We start from the raw sequence: 19,183 nt of genomic DNA, 5'->3' as shown, positions 1-19,183 counted from the left end.
ACTGGTTTTTACGTTTATAGTCCGAATGCGGCTTTTGTGAAACAAATTTGATTTTTGAAAAATTCCAGATTTTTTCCGAAGAATTTTCGCCAACGAGTCTTTTGCGCCACACCACTAGGGATTGAGTCGCGTCCGGCGGCGACGACTCCATATCTGGTGACGGACTCGTTTCGTTCTCGTCGGCAAAGTTTCCGTTAACCATTAAGATACGCCTTTAACCTATGTTAACGGCCTTGACCGCGGGCGATTTGGGACTCACCACGGGCGCGATCGAAAAAAGGAATTGAGTTTCATGGGGATTATCGAGCGCATTCAGGCGCCCAAGACACGCACCGCGCCAAGCGCTGGAACACGTACTACCAAGAAGGCGGCCGAACTGCCGCTCGGGCAGATCCTGAAGATGGACTGTATCACGGCAATGGCATCGCTTCCCGATGCATCGGTCGATATGATCTTCGCCGATCCGCCCTATAACCTGCAACTGGGGGGTGATCTTTACCGTCCGGAAGGCGGGCAGGTAGACGCTGTGGACGATGCCTGGGACCAGTTTGACAGCTTTGCTGCCTATGATGCCTTTACCAAGGCCTGGCTGGCGGAAGCGCGACGCATTCTCAAGCCCGATGGTTCCCTGTGGGTGATCGGCAGCTATCACAATATCTTCCGGGTCGGCGCTTCGCTGCAGGATCTCGGTTACTGGATCCTCAACGACATCATCTGGCGCAAGGCCAATCCAATGCCGAATTTCAAGGGCACCCGTTTTACCAATGCGCATGAAACCCTGATCTGGGCGTCGAAATCGGAAAAGTCGAAATATACGTTCAACTATCGCGCGATGAAGAATCTCAATGACGAATTGCAGATGCGCAGCGACTGGGTAATGCCGATCTGCGGCGGTCAGGAACGGCTGAAACGCAACGGGACCAAGGCGCATCCGACCCAGAAGCCGGAAGCTTTGCTTTACCGGGTGATGCTGGCGACGACCAATCCCGGAGACGTGGTGCTCGATCCGTTTTTCGGCACCGGTACGACTGGAGCGGTTGCCAAGCGTCTGGGACGGGAATGGATCGGTTGTGAAAAAGAGGACAGCTATTGCGAAGTCGCCGAACAGCGCATCGCCGAAGCCCTGCCACTTGACGAAAGCGCACTCAAAACCATGCAGTCACCCAAAGCGAAGCCGCGGGTTGCTTTCGGAACGCTAGTCGAAACCGGCTATCTGAAGCCTGGTGACGAACTGTGCAGCAAGAACCGCAAGTACAAGGTCAAGGTCCGTGCGGACGGTTCGGTAATCTGGGAAGGCCAGGAAGGCTCGATCCACAAGATCGGTGCGGCCGTGCAGGATGCTCCGAGCTGTAACGGCTGGACCTACTGGTATTACAAGGATGGCAAGGACCTGAAGCCGATCGACAATCTGCGGCAGACCTATTTGCTGGCCACCGAACCCTGATAGGGGTGACATCATGAGCCAACTGGAAGAACTGGAAGCATGTGGAGCGGATAGCAGGCTCTATCTGAAACCTGTTGGACTGGTAGATAGTCCGCAATGGAATACCGATAAAAACCAGCGTTTAAACAATAGTTTAACTTGGTTTTCTCAGATCGAATATTTGATAGTCGAGGCCGGTTGTCCAAACCGGCGAGGTCTGGTCAATATCACGCAATGGCCGGAATGGGCGCATGCGCTTCCGGAGCCGCTGGCGCAGCGCGCGCAGGAATTATTCGCCAATCTTACCCGCCAGCACCCGGCGCTAAAGTGTGGTGACCGGACGATCCGCTTTGATCAACCGCATGTCATGGGCATCCTCAATATAACGCCCGACAGTTTCTCCGACGGCGGCATGCACCAGGATGATCCGGAAAAAGCGGCCGAAGCCGGTCTGGCGATGGCGGTTGCCGGGTCCTCGATCCTCGACATTGGCGGTGAGAGCACGCGGCCCGGTGCCAATCCGGTCTGGGAAGGCGATGAAATCAAGCGCGTGGTTCCGGTCGTCGAACGACTGGCCCATTGCGGTGCTGTCCTTTCGGTCGACACGCGCAAGGCGGCGGTGATGGAGGCAGCGATCGCCGCAGGCGCGCATCTGATCAACGACGTCTCGGCCTTGCTGCACGACAAGAGGTCGCTCGAAGTGGCCGGCGTGTCCGGTCTCCCGGTGGTCTTGATGCACGCGCCCTCCAGCGGCAAGGACCCGCACAAGGGCGAGGGCTATGGCAATATCGTCACCGATACGCTCGACTGGCTGGAGCAGCGGGTCGCCGAGGTGGTCGCGGCAGGCTTCGAGCGCGACAAGATCATCATCGATCCGGGCCTCGGCTTCGGCAAGTCGCTAACCGACAATCTTGCCCTGATGAACAATATCGCGATGTTCCACGCGCTCGGCCAGCCGTTGCTGATCGGTGCCAGCCGCAAGCGGATGATCGGTGCTCTATCCAGGGAAGCGCCGGTCGACCAGCGGCTCGGCGGCTCGATCGCTTTTGCCCACCACGCCATCCAGCAAGGCGCACAGATCGTCCGGGTGCACGACGTCCCCGAAACGGTTCAGGCCATGCAGATATGGCGCGGGATGCGTGATGCCGGGGTTACCGCACCGCGCTGATTATCCGTTTGGCGAAAGGGCAATAATCGGGCAGTCTGTCCCTTGTCTTGATCAAGCAAGCATCGGGGAAACGCATTGAAAGACCGCTCCGAACAAAGCATCCGGGAGATTGTCATTGTCGGCGGCGGTACGGCGGGCTGGATGACGGCAGCTGCGCTTTCCCACAGGCTCGCAACGACCGGTACGAATATCCGTCTGATAGAATCGGCGGAAATCGGCACCGTGGGTGTCGGCGAGGCAACGCTACCGCAAATTCGCGACTTCAACCGGATGCTCGGGATCAAGGAAGCGGAATTGATGGGGCGAACCAGCGCAACCATCAAGCTTGGCATAGAGTTTCGCGACTGGGGCAAGACAGGTGATCACTATATCCACCCGTTTGGCGTGCATGGCGAACCGATCGGTCCGGCTGACTTTCATCATTACTGGGTCAAAGCGCGAGCGGAAGGCGCGGCGGAAGAATTCGGCCGCTACAGCCTGCCAATCGCGGCGGCACGGCGCCTGAAATTCAATCTGCCGCCGGGCAATCCGGACTCGCTTTTGCAGTCTTATTCCTATGCTTTCCAGTTTGATGCCAGCCTCTATGCCGTGTTTCTCGCCGAATATGCAGAGGCGCGCGGGACCCGACGGATCGAGGGCAAGGTCGTGTCGGTAAAATGCGACGGAGACAATGGTTTCATCCGCTCGCTCACGCTTGAATCCGGCGAGCAGATAACGGGCGACCTGTTCATTGACTGTTCCGGCTTTCGCGGACTGCTGATCGAACAGGAACTGCAAACCGGCTTTGCCGACTGGAGCGACTATCTGCCTTGCAACCGGGCTTTTGCCGTTCCCTGCGCGATCAGCGACCCGGTCGGTCCGTTCACCCGCTCGACTGCCCGCTCTGCCGGATGGCAGTGGCGCATTCCGCTGCAGCACCGGATCGGCAACGGTCATGTCTATTGCGACCGCTATATCCGTGATCAGGACGCGGTCGACATGCTGATGGACAATCTGGAGGGCGAGCCGATTGCAGAACCGAAACAACTGTTCTTCAAGACCGGCAAGCGCAAGAAATTGTGGAACCGTAACTGCATCGCCATCGGCCTGTCCGGCGGTTTTCTCGAACCGCTGGAATCGACCAGCATCGACCTGATCCAGAGTGGAATCATGAACCTGCTCGCATTTTTTCCCGAAAAGCAGTGCGCCGCTTCGGATGCCGACGAATATAACCGGTTGATGGATCTTGAATTTGATCGTGTGCGTGATTTTCTGATGTTGCACTATGTACTCAACCAGCGCGAGGAGCCGTTCTGGCGGGACATGCGGGAGATGGCCTGGCCTGACAGCCTGCGCGAGAAGGTCGAAGCGTTTGAACGGCGCGGACTGGTCCCGCAATATGATCAGGGTCTGTTTCAGCCAGCAAGTTGGCTGTCCGTCTTCATCGGCCAGAATCTCCTTCCCAAAACCTGGGATTTGCGGGTTGATGCCATGGCTGCTGATCGCCGTTCTGCTGCGCTTCAGCGGATCAAAGCCGCGATTGATGATAGTGCCGGGCGGATGAGCGAACATCTCGCCTTTATCGAGACTTATCGGGCTAAATTTGCTGGTTCGAATGGGGACATGCAATGAGCGGAGCAAAGCAACCCGTAAGGCGGATCGCTCTTTTCGGAAAGAGCTGCGAGCTTTGGCCGGTCGCGGCCTTGCTCGCTCATGAATTGCCGGACAATATCGCGCTGGTTCTGGTAGAAGACGCGGTCCCGGTCGAACCGGCGGCCGTTACCATCCGCCTCGATGATCCGCTGCTGGCGAGGCTTGGTGTCGGTGCCGAGGAGCTGCAAAAGACCAATAGCGCGATATTCACTCTGGGATGCGAGTTAAGGGACTGGCAGCATGGCGACAGCCGCTTTTTCCTGGCCGGGTCGGGGACCCTGCCGGCGGTCGATGATATCGCTATTCACCAGATCATGCTGCGGGCGGCGGAGCTTTACGACCAGCGAGAGCGACTGCCCTATCTCTACCAGCCCTTTCGATTGCCCGCCCGGGCCTTGGCCGCGGGCAAATTTGCTTTTCAGTCCCCCGATCCGCGTTCCCCGCTCAACATGTTGAGACCAACCGTCCAGATTGACCGGGCCGAATATGCCGCAATGTGCAAACAGCGTGTTGACCGGACGCAGGCGAAGATTGTCGAGGCCAGGCCACAGGCCGTGAATATGTGCACGGATAGTGGAACCATCCGCCGGATTTCACTCGACAACGGCGCTGTCGTGGATGCCGATTTCTTTATCGATCTGTCCGGAGACCTGAGCCGGCTGACCAATGATATCCTGAATTCGGATTGGACCTCCATCGCCGGACGGCTGCCTTTTGACCGGTTGGTATCTGCCAGCAAAGCCGGTCCATGGTGCGGGGACGACAACCATGTTGTGGCGCGGGCGATCGAGGGAGGATTGCTTATCAGCGCGCCGCTGCGCGAAAGCAACAGCGTGCAGCTCCTCTACTGGTCCGGTCTTTTGACCAGTGAAGAAGCACAAGCGCTTGTCGGCCGCGAGGGTCAGGAAAGCCGGCTGGATCCCGGCTATTGCGGGCGACCCTGGAACGGCAATCTCGTGCGACTGGGCAGTGCCTCGGCTTGTCTCGGGCCCTTTTTATCTGCCGACATGACGATGTTGCACCAGCAGGCTGTCATTCTTGCGGATCTGCTGCCCACTCGCACCGGCATGGCGGTCGAGGCCAGGGCATTCAATCGGCGGCAGCTGACCGTTGTGGAGCAGATACGTGATTTCATCCTGTTGCCCTTTGCGCTCAACGGGCGGAGCGATGGACCATGGTCAGGCTTTGCCTCGCAGCCAATGCCGGACAGCCTGGCCAGAAAAATTGATCAGTTTCGGAGCCGGGGCCGGTTCGTCGCCTTTGAAGGCGAAATATTCGACGAGCAGAGCTGGATCGACCTGATGATCGGCTTTGGCGTCGTTCCCAGGCGTGTCGATCCGATGGCGCGTTCGCTGGATATGACGACGATGCCCCGCCGGTTGAAGAATCTCACGAGTGCCTTCGACAGGGCGCTTGCCGCCCTGCCGTTGAACAGAGATGTTCCCGCTCGCCCCGGCTTCGAACCGTTCACTTGATCCGGTCTGTCCGTTCCACCTGCCGGATGTCATGGACCGTTTTATCGAGGTCGGTGGTCAGACGCTTCAGATCTGGCGCGGCATGCGCGATGCCGAGGGTACCACAACCGTTTGGACTAGGTACGCGATATCTCGAAAGCGGACGGCATTCATGGGTTCGTGGGGTGGCCGGGATTGGGTGGAGAGCAGAAATTGACATCTGCGATTTTTAACGGCGGCTTCGTTTCGAAAGCGGACATTAGGCCTGCATCATATAGATTTTTCGTTTTTGCGCTCAAGCTTGAGTTGTCGAGGTCGATAAACTTCGTGATACCACCGTATGGTTTTCGGAACCTCATCGAAAAGTTTATCAACGTCTTGCCATCTTTTTGGCCATGGAAATCGTTTGTACGAGTTCGTTGGAAAACGGATACCGGCCAGCCACAGTTTTTCGACTTTCCTCCACTGCATGATGTTGGATTTTTTCGGAGCTTTGAACGATCTACCCATCAATGCTAGCGGGGAGCTACAGTTCGGGCAGGGTGCTAAATCGTCTCGCGGTTCGATTTTGAAACTCGTGCGACAACTAAAGCAAGCATGTGCAACCAAATAACCACCTCTTCGGTAATCATTTTTGGCTGGAGGGACGATTGCTCTTGAACCAGTTTTCTTTCTGATTTCCATTCGTCGAGCTTTTTCTTGCTTTGTCGTCATGATCGCATCTCAAGATACAATATTGGCCGCTGCAATTAAGGTCTCCTTTTGCGCCCAAAGCGGACACTAGAGCCAGATATCATGAATGACCGATACTGGGGCGTTAGCCGAAGGCCCCACAAAGCGAGCGCAATGTCTGCTTTGCCGGTATCTCAGGCTAAATGCTGAAATTCCTGAGACCATTGTGGACTAACCGTGCGCACGCGCGCTCGGCTCTGTGTAACATCAGCTATCGATAGACGTCAAAAACCGGGACGATGGCCCATTGTTTCGCCGAGCCGTACCGGTCGCTCCGGCGCCCAGTCGGCGGAAAAAGCGATGGTGTTCGGACGAAACAGCATGACTACCGTAGAGCCGAGCAGGAAACGTCCCATCTCCTCGCCCTTTTTGAGCGCGATATTCTGGTCGGCATAGGTCCACTGCGTGATCTTGTTCGCGGGCTTTGGCTTGACGACGCCGTGCCACACCGTTGCCATGCTGCCGACGATGGTAGCACCGACCAGGACCATCGCGAACGTGCCATGCTCCGGTGATTCAAACACGCATATCACCCGCTCGTTTCGCGCGAAAAGGTTGGGCACGCGGCGCGCCGTGGCGGGATTAACGGAAAACAGCGCGCCCGGCACATAGGTCATGCTCTCAAGCCTGCCGTCACAAGGCATATGGATGCGATGATAATCCTTGGGCGACAGATAGACATTGGCAAAGCTGCCGTTGCGAAACTCTGCTGCCAGAGCTGTATCGCCGCCCAGCAACGCGGTGGTCGTAAACAGATGATCCTTGGCCTGAAGGATTCTCTGGTCATCAATCGCACCAAGCTGGCTGATCGCGCCGTCCACGGGGCAGGCAAAATCCGCTTCCGTAATCGGTCGCGCGCCGGCCTTGAGCGGGCGGGTGAAGAAGGCGTTGAAGCTGTTATAGCTGGCGATGTCCGGATTTCCGGCCTCGCTCATATCGACCGCATATTTGCCGACAAACCAGCGTATCAGCCGGGTCGTCAGCGCACCCCGTTCCGCCTCGGCAATGCGACCGGCCAAGCTGGTAAGGCCCCGCTTTGGCAGGATGTACTGGGACGCGACTTTCAGACGTTCGAACAATTTTTCACTCGCATCAATCGCTCAATCGGCCAGTTCTACCTGACGCACATCATAGCCGGCCTTGTTGAGATCGGCGATCAGGCCTTCGAGTTGCTCGCGGTCCTTCGCCTCGCACTCGATGTCGGTGATCAGCCCCTTGGCCGGCAGGTTGGTGAAAACCCGCTGGTGATAGACCTCGATGATATTCACCTCATGCTCGGCAAATTGCTTCACCACATTGTAGAGCGCGCCGGGCTGGTCGCGCAGATGCAGGCGGAGACGGGCGAGGCGGCCCGACCGGGCGAGATCGCGCAGCAGGACATTGGCCAGCAACCGGGTGTCGATATTGCCGCCACACAGGACGAGGCCGACTTTTTCGCCGGCGAATTTTTCCTTGTTGGCGAGCAGCGCCGCGAGACCGGCGGCGCCGGCACCCTCGACCACGGTCTTCTCGATCTGCAGCAGCAGGCTGACCGCGCCCTCGAGTTGGGCTTCGCTGACCAGCAAAATCTCGTCGATATATTTCTGGATGATTGCGGCGGTAAATTCGGAAGGATTGCGCACGGCGATACCCTCGGCCAGCGTGTCGCCGCCGGCGGTGACGGGCTTGCCGGTCAGCTTGCCATACATGCTGGGATAGAGCGCGGCCTGGACGCCGGTCATCTTGATATCCGGTTTCATGGCGCTGGCTGCGGTTGCCATGCCGGAGAATAGCCCGCCGCCGCCGATCGGGATGATCAGGCGATCGAGATCGGGAATGGCTTCCAGCATCTCGATGGCCACCGTACCTTGTCCGGCCGCCACACGCGGATCGTCGAACGCGTGGATATAGGTCTGGCCACGCTGGTCAGCGAGCTCCATGGCATGGGCGTAAGCTTCGTCATAATTGCCACCAAAGATGACGATTTCGGCCCCATGGCCGCGGGTCTGCTCGACCTTCACCATCGGTGTGGTGCTTGGCATGACGATAGTCGCCGGAATGCCAAGTTTCTTGGCGTTATAGGCCAGCCCCTGGGCATGATTGCCGGCGGATGCGGCGATGACGCCGGCCTTGCGCTTGCTTTCATCCATCAGCAACAAGGCGTTCAGCGCGCCCCGCTCCTTATAAGCGGCGGTGAACTGAAGATTCTCGAATTTGAGATAGACCTCGGCACCGCTCAGTTCGGACAGGGTAATGCTCTTCAGCGTCGGCGTATGGACGACACGATCCTTGATCCGGTCGTGCGCGGCTTTGACGTCCTCGAAATCGAAGGAAGGAAGGGCGGATTTTTGCATATCATTCATATCGCCTGTGCCCCTAACGCATCTGGTCATCGAGGGAAACAATGATTATGGCCGTGCAACAGCTTGGGGAATATTATGGCAAAAATTGCATTTATCGGGATCGGGGTGATGGGTGGCCCGATGGCCGGACATCTGGCTGCAGCCGGGCACGAACTTACCGTCTACAACCGGACCAGGGCCAAGGCCGAGACATGGGTGGCCGAACATGGCGGAAAAATCGCCGAAAGCCCCGCCGAGGCAGCGCGCGACAAGCAGATAGTGATCACCTGTGTCGGCAATGACGATGATCTTGCCTCAGTCACCATGGGACGCGATGGCGCCTTTTCGACGATGGCTTCCGCTGCCCTGTTCATCGACCACACCACGGTATCGGCACGGATTGCCCGGCAATTGTCGGTAGAAGCGGAGGGGCGCGGAATCCATGTCGTCGACGCACCGGTTTCCGGCGGTCAGGCCGGCGCGGAAAACGGCACTTTATCGATCATGTGCGGTGGCAGCGCAGAAGCCTTTGCCGCGGCCGAACTGATCATGACCGCTTATGCCGGGCGGATCGTCCATGTCGGTCGTACCGGCGCCGGCCAGACGACAAAAATGTGCAATCAGATCGCCATTGCCGGGGTACTGGAAGGCCTGTCCGAGGCGCTGCGCTTTGCCCAGGCCAGCCGGCTCGATCTCGACAAGGTTTACGCGGCAATTTCCGGCGGTGCAGCACAAAGCTGGCAAATGGACAATCGCTGGGCGACCATGGCCGAAGACAAGTTCGATTTCGGGTTTGCCGTCGACTGGATGCGCAAGGATCTGGGGCTGGCGATGGAAGAAGCCCGGACCAATGGTGCGACGATCCCGGTCGCGGCGCTGGTTGACCAATTTTATGCCGAGGTGCAGGCCGCCGGCGGCGGGCGCAATGATACGAGTTCATTGATATCCCGCCTCCCGAAACGACAATAGAGAGGGCGCAGGATATGAGCGGCAGGTTGAAGAAAACGGGCGCGATTTGCGGCGCGATAGCAGCGAGTATTTTCCTTCTGCCCGGTGCAGCACTGGCCGACAGTCTGATTGAAAATGTCAACGGCATGACGCTCGACGCCGAAGGCAAGCTGATCCGCTTTGCCGCGCTGCTGGTTGACGACGAGGGCAGGGTGAAGCAACTGCTAGACCGCAAGGGCAAGCGGCCGCGCGAGGTGGATTTCCAGTTTGACGGCAAGGGGCGCACGCTGATCCCCGGCTTTTTTGATGCGCACGGCCATGTCATGGGCGTGGGCTTTGGCGCACTGACGCTGGATCTATCCGATAGCAGGACGCTGGACGAAGCGCTCGCCAAGATCGCTCGATATGCTGCTGATAATCCGGGCAAGCCCTGGATCATCGGCAATGGCTGGAACCAGGAAATCTGGGGGCTCGGTCGTTTCCCGACGGCGGCGGAGCTGGATGGCGTGGTCCCCGACCGCCCGGTATATCTTTCCCGCGTCGACGGTCATGCGGCCTGGGTCAATGGCGCAGCGATGAAGGCCGCAGATGTCTCAAGTTCTACCAAATCACCCAGCGGCGGCTCGATCGAGAAGGTCGGTGGCAAGCCGACCGGTATTTTCGTTGATGCGGCAATGACATTGTTCGAGGCTGCGATCCCCGCGTCGCGTCCGGTGGAGCGCGATCTGGCGTTTGCCAAGGCGCAGGAAATTTTGCTGGCCAATGGCGTGACGTCGATCGCCGACATGGGCACGACGATGCAGGACTGGCAAAGCTTTCGCCGGGCAGGGGACAAGGGCCAGTTGAAGATCCGGATCATATCTTATGCCTCGGGTATCGAGGACATGGTAGCGATTGCCGGCCCGGCGCCTTCACCCTGGCTCTATGAGGATCATCTGAAACTGGCAGGGGTCAAATTGTATCTCGATGGTGCCTTGGGTTCGCGCGGCGCTCTGCTGAAACAACCCTATGCGGACAAGCCCGGCGAACGCGGGCTGGCGATGCTCGGATCAGCGCAACTCAAGAACAAAATGAGCCGCGCCGCCATGGACGGCTTCCAGACCGCGGTCCATGCAATCGGCGACAGGGCCAATGACGAGATTTTGTCGGCGGTTGAGGAATTGCGGGTCACCTACAAGGGCGATAGGCGGTGGCGGGTTGAGCATGCGCAGATCATCGACCCGGTCGATATCGGCCGTTTTGCTGCTACCGGCACGATTGCCTCGATGCAGCCGGTGCACCAGATTTCCGACCGGCTGATGGCCGAAGCGCGGCTTGGGCCGGGCCGCCTGAACGGTGCCTATGCGTGGAAATCACTGGCCGATTCCGGTGCCCGCCTAGCGTTCGGTACCGATGTTCCGGTGGAATCCCCCAATCCCTTTGCCGGGCTGGCGGCGGCGATGACCCGCGAGGATGCCGACGGTCAGCCGTTCGGCGGGTGGATGCCGGCAGAGCGGCTGAATCGCGTACAAGCCTGGCAGGCCTATACCTATGGCGCGGCCTTTGCTGCTTTTGCGGAAGACCGGCTGGGAACGCTGGAACCCGGTAAAAGGGCGGATTTTCTGATAGTCGAGCAGGATATCATGCTGGCGACACCGGCCCAGATCCGGGAAATGCAGGTCATGCAGACATGGATAGCAGGCAAGCCTGCCTATGTCCGGAAGTGATCATTCGGGCCGGATAGGGAATGGTTTTTCGATTGGCCTATCAGTTTCGCAACCTTGTTGCGACGAATCGGCAATTAGGATAAATAAGGTTTCACGGAGGCTGACTGTTTGGGAAAGCCTCCGGAATTCAACAGGGCGCATCGAAGTTCGGTTCCGGACTTTTAAATCTTACACAAGACCTGATTGGAGCATTATATGAAATTCGCTACCATGGCTGCCAGCCTTGCATCCCTCACGTTGGCCGCTTCCCCCGTTGCCGCGCAATCAAGCAACAGCGTTTCCTCTGCTATCCAGCGGACCGACGCTACGCCAGGAAATCTCGAAAAGCTGGAAGGCGAAAATGGCATTCTGATTGCGCTTCTGGCGGCTGCTGCGGTGATTGCGGGCATCATCATCATTGCCGACGGTGACGATGAGCCTACAAGCCCCTGAGCCGACAATACAAATATGTTCTGAAATGAAAACGGGGCAATTTTTGCCCCGTTTTTTTGCAATTGCCTGATCGCTATTATTGTGAACGATTGTGGTAAATCGCCTTTTCATTTTGTGTGTCGGGCTGCATATTAAGCTGGTCGATTCTCAAGAATGTAACAAAAGGCTGGCTTTGTGACTGCACCCGTTCGCTTTCCGCGATTCTTTGTAACAAACCCCAGCCCATGCCCCTATCTGCCAGGAAAAAGTGAACGCAAGGTTTTTACCGAGCTGAACGGCCCCCATACAGAAGAACTGAATGATGCGCTCGGACGGATCGGGTTCCGGCGCAGCCAGAATGTGGCCTATCGGCCCAGTTGCCTGGACTGCAAAGCCTGCGTCTCGGTTCGGGTTCTGACGGACGAATTTCGTCCCAGTGCCACGCAAAGAAAGCTGATCCGCCGCAATAATGATCTGGTGGTCGAAGCCTGTGAGCCTTGGGCCACCGACGAGCAATTTCAATTGCTGCAGAAATATCTCGCCAAGCGCCACCCAGGTGGTGGCATGGCGGAAATGGACGAGATGGACTATTCCGACATGGTCGAGCAGTCTCCGGTTAAAAGTTTTGTGATCGAATATCGCGAACCGACAGAAGACGGAAGCAAGGGCCGTCTGGTTGGAGCCTGCCTCACTGACCAACAGGGTGATGGCCTGTCGATGATATACAGTTTCTTCGACGCGGAACATGGCGAGCGCGCTGGTCTCGGCAATTATATCATCATGGATCATATCTTGCGCGCCCGGTCTGCCGGGTTGCCCTATGTCTATCTCGGCTACTGGGTCGATGGCTCGCCGCAAATGGAATATAAGGTCCGGTTCCGTCCGCTCGAACGGCTTGGTCCCGACGGATGGCAGCGTCTGGATGCGATCGCCTTTATCAAGGCGCAATGCCCCGGCTGACCGTTCGATCACGGACCAGGCTTATAAAATCATAAGGATATGAAAAGGCCTGCCAACCGGATGTGGTTGGCAGGCCTTTTTGCGTTCATGGATTGGTGGATCAATCGTACAGGCAGCGGGCCTGCTGACAACCTTTCAGCGGTACGGCCTTCGGTGCCGGTTTCCAGACTTTCTTGGCCGCCGGTTTCCAGCGCTTCTTCTGCTTCGGCTGGGAATAGACCACTTCCTCTTCGATATAGGTCGTTGTCGTTGTGGTCGTAACCGGTGCTGACTGGATGACTATCGTCGTGACCATGGGCTGTTGCGCCTGCGGATAATAATAGGCCGGGCTATATTGTCCGTTCCAGCCACTGGGATAGACTGGATGACCCTGAGGTGGCTGCGGGCGATGATGCTGTACCGGCGGATATTCGCGGCTATATTCCCGATGCCGGCTTGTTTGCTGCTGGTCATATCCATATTGCTTGAGCAGCTTGCGGCAGCGATCGGTGCCCTGATCGATTGCCGCGCCTGCAACCGCGCCTACTCCGCCGCCGATCAGCGATCCGGCCAGCCGGTTGCCTCTGCCAGCGATACGATTGCCGGCCAAGGCGCCAATCGCGCCGCCAACCAATGCTCCGCCAATGCCGCTGCTTTCTTTGCAGCGTTCAAGATAGGCCAAATCTTCCGCACGCTGGCGATCATATCCGCGCTCGTCCGGATAGGATGCATGATATCCTTCGCGGACTTCGCTCTCCGAATTCCAGTGGGGCGTCACATTGCCGTCGCCGATGAAGGTCCCGGAATATTGTCCCTGATAGACCTGTCCGTCGGCATCCCGATAGGTTCCCTGCCATTCGCCCTGATAGCTGCCGTCTTCGCGATAGGCCCCCTGCCAGTCGCCCTGATAGGTGGACTGGTCGCCGTGCCTGTAGGCGCCGGGTGTGGCAACGACCCGGTCATCACCAGCGAACACACCTGGATCATAGGCTGCATATCCGTCGCGATAGCCGTCCTGATGGCCCTGATTGTAGCGGTCCCAGTCGACATTATAGCGCGCGTCCTGGACCACGCCATAGCGGTCGGTCAGCACGGCATCGTCATAATAGCGCGACCAGCCATAGCCGTAATTCGGTTGGCTGAGACCATAATAGCCGAAGTTACCGATGAAATAGCTGGGCTGGATATAGGTTCTGGGAAGGCGAAAACCCCGGTGGGGTTTGCGGTAATTGCGGTCATAGCCCATGCGGCCGCGGCGCACATAGCTGTTTGCATGGCGATTACCCTTCACATGTCCCATATTCCCCATTTTCCGCATCTGCCGGTTGCCCATGCGTTTCATGGACTTGGTGCCTGCAGCCGGATCGGCCAGCGCTTCCGGAGAAGCAAAGGAAAGGTCGACCGGAAGCGGTGCGGCACCGTCAGGGGGCGAGTCGATAGCGGCAATCGCCGCTCCAGGTGCCAATGCAAAAACACCGGCAAGGCTGGTAAGTAACAGGGTCTTCATGGTTAACAACTCCCTAGTTTCAGACATGCGCCAAGCAGGTCCGATCGAAATCTGGTTAATGAACATTTACCAAATTTCAGGGGCTTTGACCATTAGCCGCTTGTAAAATAGAGTTGATTTAGCGTTTTGTCTCGAAATGGGGCAAGTTGGTTACCCCGTCGTTAACCAAGATTGTTGGCAATTGTCTCGATAATCCGGACCATACCGGCCTCGTCCGCTTGCCGGAAACGGTCGGGGCGGGGACTGTCGAGATCGAGGACCGCAACGACCACACCATCCTTGAAGACCGGTACGACCAGCTCGCTGCGACTGTCGGCATCGCAGGCGATATGACCGGGAAAGGCATGGACATCGGCGACCCGCTGGACCTTGCCCGTGGCTGCCGCCGCCCCGCAAACGCCGGATCCGATGGCGATTCTGATACAGGCGGTCTTTCCCTGAAACGGACCCAGCACCAGTTCACCATCCACTACCCGATAGAAGCCGGCCCAGTTGAGTTCCGGCACATATTGCCAGATCAGCGCGGCGATATTGGCCATATTGGCAATCGCATCCGGTTCCCCGTCCACAAGGGCAGCGGCAAAAGACGTCAAGTCGGCGTAAAGTTCTGCGGCCGGTTGGTCCGGATCGATTGCAATGTCCAGCATAGATGGTTCGTCTTTCGGGCTTCGTTTTGATTGGCGGCCTCTTAACCGTTTCCGATCCGACAGGCCAGCCTGTCAATCATGGGCTCAGTCAAGGACAGGCTTGCCGCGCATTTTCTTCACCGAGGATTTTTTCTTCTTTTTATCGACTCTGCGTGCCTTGGCGGCCCGGCTCGGGCGGGTCTTTATCCGCCGGGCGTCCCGTTGATGCGCCTGCTCGATCATTTCGGCCACGCGTCGTCTGGCTTCTGCCCGATTGGCTTCGCGGGTGCGAAATTCGCGCACGGTCAGCACCAGCTCTCCGCTGCTGGTCATCTTTCGACCGGCCAGGGCTTTCAGCTTGTGAAAGGCGTATGGCTGCAGACCGAGCGCATAGATATTCACCCGCATTTGTACTGCGGTGGCCACCTTGTTGACATTCTGGCCGCCGGGACCGCTGGCGGCGAGAAATGTTTCGGTTATCGCGCTTTCCGGAATTTCAACCATGTAAAGCTACTAGCGGCATATGCCGCCGGGCGACAGACCCAGTGGCCGAAGCCCGTCATTAGCGGTGAGAATACCATCAATCTTAAACATATCCGGATCAAATCCGGACTGATTTGGGCCGGATATTGATAAAATGGTGCCGGAAATGGCAAAATGTTAATTTTTTTTCGGGGAAGGGCAGGAGTCCTGAAACGACTCATTTCTGCGGGTTACAGAGTCCCTGGGCTGCTCGCGACTCGTGCTGAATCCTGCCTTAGGGAAAAATTAACCTTTTACGTTCATTCATCTTATGGTTAATAAATGATCCATCGGGTCGGCAACATGATCGATCCGGAGCGAGCAATTAAGAAAAAGGGGCTGCCTGATGCGCGTGCTGCTGATTGAAGATGAACCAACGACCGCAAAAGCAATCGAGCTGATGCTGACAACCGAAGGTTTCAACGTATATACAACGGATCTGGGCGAGGAAGGCCTCGATCTGGGCAAGCTCTATGATTATGATATCATATTGCTCGATCTTAACCTGCCGGACATGCATGGTTATGACGTACTCAAGAAGCTTCGCGTTGCGAAAGTGCAGACGCCGGTTCTTATCCTTTCCGGTATCAGCGAAATGGACAGCAAGGTTCGCAGCTTCGGCTTCGGTGCCGATGATTATGTCACCAAGCCGTTCCACCGGGACGAACTGGTAGCGCGTATCCATGCGGTTGTGCGTCGGTCCAAGGGCCATTCGCAGAGCGTCATCCGGACCGGCAAGCTGGCCGTGAACCTGGATGCCAAGACGGTTGAAGTCGATGGCAATCGTGTTCATCTGACCGGCAAGGAATACGCGATGCTCGAGCTGCTCTCCCTCCGAAAGGGAACGACGCTCACCAAGGAAATGTTCCTCAACCATCTCTATGGCGGGATGGATGAGCCGGAACTCAAGATTATCGACGTGTTTATCTGCAAGCTGCGCAAGAAACTGTCGCTGGCGTGCGGCGGCGAGAATTACATCGAGACCGTGTGGGGCAGGGGCTATGTCCTGCGCGATATGGAAGAAGAGCTCGCTCCGACCGCGCAGGTCGCCTGAACGGCTAAAATTCCATCATGAATGTCTGTGTTTCAGACTAAAACGGCGGGGCCTAGCGGTTTCCGCCGTTTCTCTATGCAGCGGTGTCGAGATACCAGCGATCCGTCCCCTGCAGGGCCAAGGCCGTCAGCTTGCCGGAATAATAAGCGCCGGTATCAATACCGATGCGGTTGCCAGCTTCCACGACCTCTTCCGATATGGTGTGACCGTAGACAATCACCTTTTCATGTGCTTCCTGTACGGTCAGGAAATCCTCGCGGATCCAGCGCAGGTCTTTCTGCCGCTGTTCGGAAATCGGCAGGCCGGGACGTATCCCGGCATGGACAAAGGCATAGTCGCCAATAGTGATATGGTCCTCGAAGCTCGCGATAAAATCGATATGCTCTTTAGGAAACAGGTTGCGTACGCGCTCTGCCAGCTGCACCATATCGAGCTCGATATATTCCTTCATGCTGATGTCATAGCTCAGGATCGTTTCGCGCCCGCCAATTCGATTGAAGAAGCGCACGGACTTTTCCTCGCCGGTCGCGGCCGCGAGATAGACTTCCTCGTGATTGCCCATCAGAAAGCGGACACTACCCAATTCTTCCCTGATCCGCATTGCCGTGTCGAGCACGCCGGCGCTGTCCGGGCCACGGTCGACCAGGTCGCCGAGAAAGATGATCTCGCTTTCGGCATTGTCCCGCTCGCTGTCATCCTTGATGATCTGGTCCAAGAGCTGGAGCAGCAGGTCGTTGCGGCCGTGGACATCGCCAATGGCATAAACCCGACGACCGTCGGGAATGGTCGCCTGGTCAATCGGGCTGGGAGCCTTTTTTCTGCGAAGAAGACGATTCAGCATGATGCTAATAAATTTGTCCTGAAATACGGAGTTTCAAGGTCGAGACACGAAATTTCCGTAACACGCAACTAATTAACAGAGACTGTCCGGACAGCCACGGTTCGCCGTCAGCTTTCGACGACGAAGCTCAGACCGGCCTTGGCTTCCAGGCGTTTGACCAGTTGCCTGCCCATCAGCGCGCCCGGTGTCCAGACGCCGCCGCCTTTCGCAATCTTGTCCTGGGCCAAACAGAGCGCGGATTCCGCGATCATCTTGGATGTCGAACCATAGCCGGGATCCTTGTCGCCCTTGACGCACAAGGTGGCGGCTTCGCCATCTTCGGTCTCGCCGAGAAACAGGATGTCATAAAATCCATTTTCACGCTGTTCCTTGGTTGGGCCTTCGCCTGGCTTGGGCGCATCGTCACCGCCGAAAGGATTGGCTTTTGCCACCATTTCCGCAGCCTGTTTGCCGAGATCGCCGGGGCTCGTCACGACCATTTCGTCATATTTGAAATCTTCTCCGAACGGGAAATCGAGAAGGAAATTGGTCCGGTGGACATTTTTCGTGTTGATCGCCGCCATGATGAAGGGGGCCACCCAGCTGTCGATGGTCTTGTCATATTTCGGGATCAGCATATTGGGCTGATCCGGCCCTTCGAAACCGGGGGTCAGACCGAAGCTGCTCGACAGAATTTTCACCAGACCGGGATTTTTGCCAATCGCCTTCATAGTTTCTTTCAGGCTGGCAGCAGTGCCGCCGGAAAATGTGCCTTCCATCGCGCGCACCCGGCCTTTTACGCGGGCTGCCGGCTTGCCGAAACGCTTTTTTATTTCCTTCTGCAGCATCAACACGCCGAGATCGAACGGTATCGAGTCAAAACCGCAGGAGAAACAGATCTGCGCTCCGGACTTTTCCGCCGCTTCCTGATGCTGGTCGATCATCGCCCGCATCCAGCCCGGTTCGCCGCACAGATCGACATAATGGGTGCCGTTCTTGACGCAGGCGGCGACGAGCTCGTCGCCGTAAAGTTGATAGGGGCCGACGGTGGTCAGCACCACCTTGGTGCGGCTGGCCATCATGTCGATCGACGCGGCATCATCGGAATCGGCGACGACCAGCGGTGTGTCTTTTGGCGCGCCGATAAGATCGCGGACTTCCTCGAGCTTTTCCAGACTCCGTCCGGCCATCGCCCATTTCGGAGCGTCTTCGCCAATGCCATATTGCTGCGCCATATATTCGGCAACCAGACGGCCGGTATAGCCGGTGGAACCATAGATGATGACGTCGAATTCTTTTGCTACGGACATGACCGGCTCTCCTGCAGATTGTTTGATCGTTGAATTGATTTTGCCCGCTATGGCCTAGAGCTTGGCCAGAGTCACACCCTTTTGCCGCATATATTTACCCGAACGGTCGGCATAGCTGACGTCGCAAGGCTCGTTTCCTTTCAGAAACAGGAACTGGCAGGCACCCTCATTGGCGTAGATTTTGGCGGGCAGGGGGCTGGTGTTGGAAAATTCCAGAGTGACATGACCTTCCCATTCCGGTTCCAGCGGTGTCACATTGACGATGATCCCGCAGCGCGCATAGGTCGATTTGCCGAGACAGATGACCAGCACATCACGCGGAATACGGAAATATTCGACCGTGCGGGCGAGGGCGAAACTGTTCGGCGGTATGATGCAGCAGTCGGTCTTGCGGTCGACAAAGCTGTTCTCGTTAAAATTCTTCGGATCGACCACCGCATTGTCGACATTGGTGAAAATCTTGAACTCGTCCGATACCCGGGCATCATAGCCGTAGGAGGACAGGCCGTAGCTGATACAACCTTCCTTTTTCTGGCCCTCGACAAACGGCTCGATCATGCCGGAATGTTTGGCTTCGTTACGGATCCAGCGGTCGGATAAAATGCTCATA

General features: G+C 57.3%; 17 protein-coding genes. 9 read left to right on the top strand and 8 right to left on the bottom strand.

Going from position 1 to position 19,183, the window contains the following annotated elements; genetic code table 11:
• Nucleotides 1–292: 292 nt before the first annotated feature.
• From BOSE62_RS05640 to BOSE62_RS05625, 4 genes are all read left to right on the top strand, one after another.
• Nucleotides 293–1,444 carry a site-specific DNA-methyltransferase gene (locus tag BOSE62_RS05640; RefSeq protein ID WP_159643141.1) on the top strand — a complete coding sequence of 384 codons (1,152 nt, stop codon included), beginning with the start codon at nucleotides 293–295 and terminating at the stop codon, nucleotides 1,442–1,444.
• A 13-nt stretch (nucleotides 1,445–1,457) separates the two neighbouring features.
• Nucleotides 1,458–2,591: a dihydropteroate synthase gene (folP, locus tag BOSE62_RS05635; RefSeq protein ID WP_159643139.1), complete on the top strand. Its 1,134-nt coding sequence runs from the start codon at nucleotides 1,458–1,460 to the stop codon at nucleotides 2,589–2,591.
• Nucleotides 2,592–2,666: 75 nt separating this feature from the next.
• Nucleotides 2,667–4,202 carry a tryptophan halogenase family protein gene (locus BOSE62_RS05630; protein WP_236553857.1) on the top strand — a complete coding sequence of 512 codons (1,536 nt, stop codon included), beginning with the start codon at nucleotides 2,667–2,669 and terminating at the stop codon, nucleotides 4,200–4,202.
• Complete coding sequence (locus tag BOSE62_RS05625; RefSeq protein ID WP_159643137.1) at nucleotides 4,199–5,698, top strand: tryptophan 7-halogenase; 1,500 nt, start codon at nucleotides 4,199–4,201, stop codon at nucleotides 5,696–5,698. Before BOSE62_RS05630 ends, BOSE62_RS05625 begins: the two co-directional genes overlap by 4 nt.
• 935 nt (nucleotides 5,699–6,633) lie before the next feature.
• Here the strand turns inward: BOSE62_RS05625 and asd are convergent.
• Both asd and BOSE62_RS05615 read right to left on the bottom strand, forming a co-directional pair.
• Entirely contained in the window at nucleotides 6,634–7,488 is an 855-nt protein-coding gene (asd, locus tag BOSE62_RS05620) for an archaetidylserine decarboxylase (protein WP_159643135.1), read from the bottom strand.
• Between the two features lie 21 nt (nucleotides 7,489–7,509).
• On the bottom strand, nucleotides 7,510–8,751 hold the full coding sequence (locus BOSE62_RS05615; protein WP_159643133.1) for a threonine ammonia-lyase: 1,242 nt from the start codon (nucleotides 8,749–8,751) through the stop codon (nucleotides 7,510–7,512).
• Nucleotides 8,752–8,826: 75 nt separating this feature from the next.
• On the opposite strand from BOSE62_RS05615, the gene BOSE62_RS05610 reads away from it, so the two are divergent.
• From BOSE62_RS05610 to BOSE62_RS05595, 4 genes are all read left to right on the top strand, one after another.
• Complete coding sequence (locus tag BOSE62_RS05610) at nucleotides 8,827–9,699, top strand: NAD(P)-dependent oxidoreductase (RefSeq protein ID WP_159643131.1); 873 nt, start codon at nucleotides 8,827–8,829, stop codon at nucleotides 9,697–9,699.
• A 14-nt stretch (nucleotides 9,700–9,713) separates the two neighbouring features.
• Entirely contained in the window at nucleotides 9,714–11,384 is a 1,671-nt protein-coding gene (locus tag BOSE62_RS05605) for an amidohydrolase (RefSeq protein ID WP_159643129.1), read from the top strand.
• A 195-nt stretch (nucleotides 11,385–11,579) separates the two neighbouring features.
• The gene (locus BOSE62_RS05600) at nucleotides 11,580–11,816 is read left to right on the top strand and encodes a hypothetical protein (RefSeq protein ID WP_159643127.1); all 237 of its coding nucleotides are present in this window, start codon (nucleotides 11,580–11,582) and stop codon (nucleotides 11,814–11,816) included.
• A gap of 174 nt (nucleotides 11,817–11,990) precedes the next feature.
• A complete protein-coding gene (locus tag BOSE62_RS05595) occupies nucleotides 11,991–12,755 on the top strand; it encodes an arginyltransferase (protein ID WP_159643125.1) in 765 nt (254 codons plus the stop codon).
• A gap of 100 nt (nucleotides 12,756–12,855) precedes the next feature.
• Here the strand turns inward: BOSE62_RS05595 and BOSE62_RS17355 are convergent, their stop codons facing one another.
• The 3 genes from BOSE62_RS17355 to arfB form a co-directional block, all read right to left on the bottom strand.
• A complete protein-coding gene (locus BOSE62_RS17355) occupies nucleotides 12,856–14,241 on the bottom strand; it encodes an RcnB family protein (RefSeq protein ID WP_236553856.1) in 1,386 nt (461 codons plus the stop codon).
• Between the two features lie 161 nt (nucleotides 14,242–14,402).
• On the bottom strand, nucleotides 14,403–14,888 hold the full coding sequence (locus tag BOSE62_RS05580; RefSeq protein WP_159643123.1) for a GAF domain-containing protein: 486 nt from the start codon (nucleotides 14,886–14,888) through the stop codon (nucleotides 14,403–14,405).
• Nucleotides 14,889–14,972: 84 nt separating this feature from the next.
• Entirely contained in the window at nucleotides 14,973–15,371 is a 399-nt protein-coding gene (arfB, locus tag BOSE62_RS05575; RefSeq protein WP_159643121.1) for an alternative ribosome rescue aminoacyl-tRNA hydrolase ArfB, read from the bottom strand.
• Nucleotides 15,372–15,735: 364 nt separating this feature from the next.
• Here arfB and ctrA point away from each other — a divergent pair, with 364 nt between their 5' ends.
• Nucleotides 15,736–16,443, top strand: coding sequence for a response regulator transcription factor CtrA (gene ctrA / locus BOSE62_RS05570; protein ID WP_100094627.1), 708 nt, complete (start codon nucleotides 15,736–15,738; stop codon nucleotides 16,441–16,443).
• Nucleotides 16,444–16,516: 73 nt separating this feature from the next.
• Here the strand turns inward: ctrA and BOSE62_RS05565 are convergent, their stop codons facing one another.
• From BOSE62_RS05565 to dcd, 3 genes are all read right to left on the bottom strand, one after another.
• Nucleotides 16,517–17,284: a metallophosphoesterase family protein gene (locus tag BOSE62_RS05565; protein ID WP_159643119.1), complete on the bottom strand. Its 768-nt coding sequence runs from the start codon at nucleotides 17,282–17,284 to the stop codon at nucleotides 16,517–16,519.
• A gap of 107 nt (nucleotides 17,285–17,391) precedes the next feature.
• Entirely contained in the window at nucleotides 17,392–18,573 is a 1,182-nt protein-coding gene (locus tag BOSE62_RS05560; RefSeq protein WP_159643117.1) for a saccharopine dehydrogenase family protein, read from the bottom strand.
• A 54-nt stretch (nucleotides 18,574–18,627) separates the two neighbouring features.
• Nucleotides 18,628–19,182: a dCTP deaminase gene (gene dcd / locus BOSE62_RS05555; RefSeq protein ID WP_159643115.1), complete on the bottom strand. Its 555-nt coding sequence runs from the start codon at nucleotides 19,180–19,182 to the stop codon at nucleotides 18,628–18,630.
• Nucleotide 19,183: the final 1 nt, after the last annotated feature.

This window comes from Sphingorhabdus sp. 109, from assembly GCF_902506555.1.
Lineage (GTDB): Bacteria > Pseudomonadota > Alphaproteobacteria > Sphingomonadales > Sphingomonadaceae > Parasphingorhabdus.
This window is presented reverse-complemented; position numbering and strand designations above follow the sequence as displayed.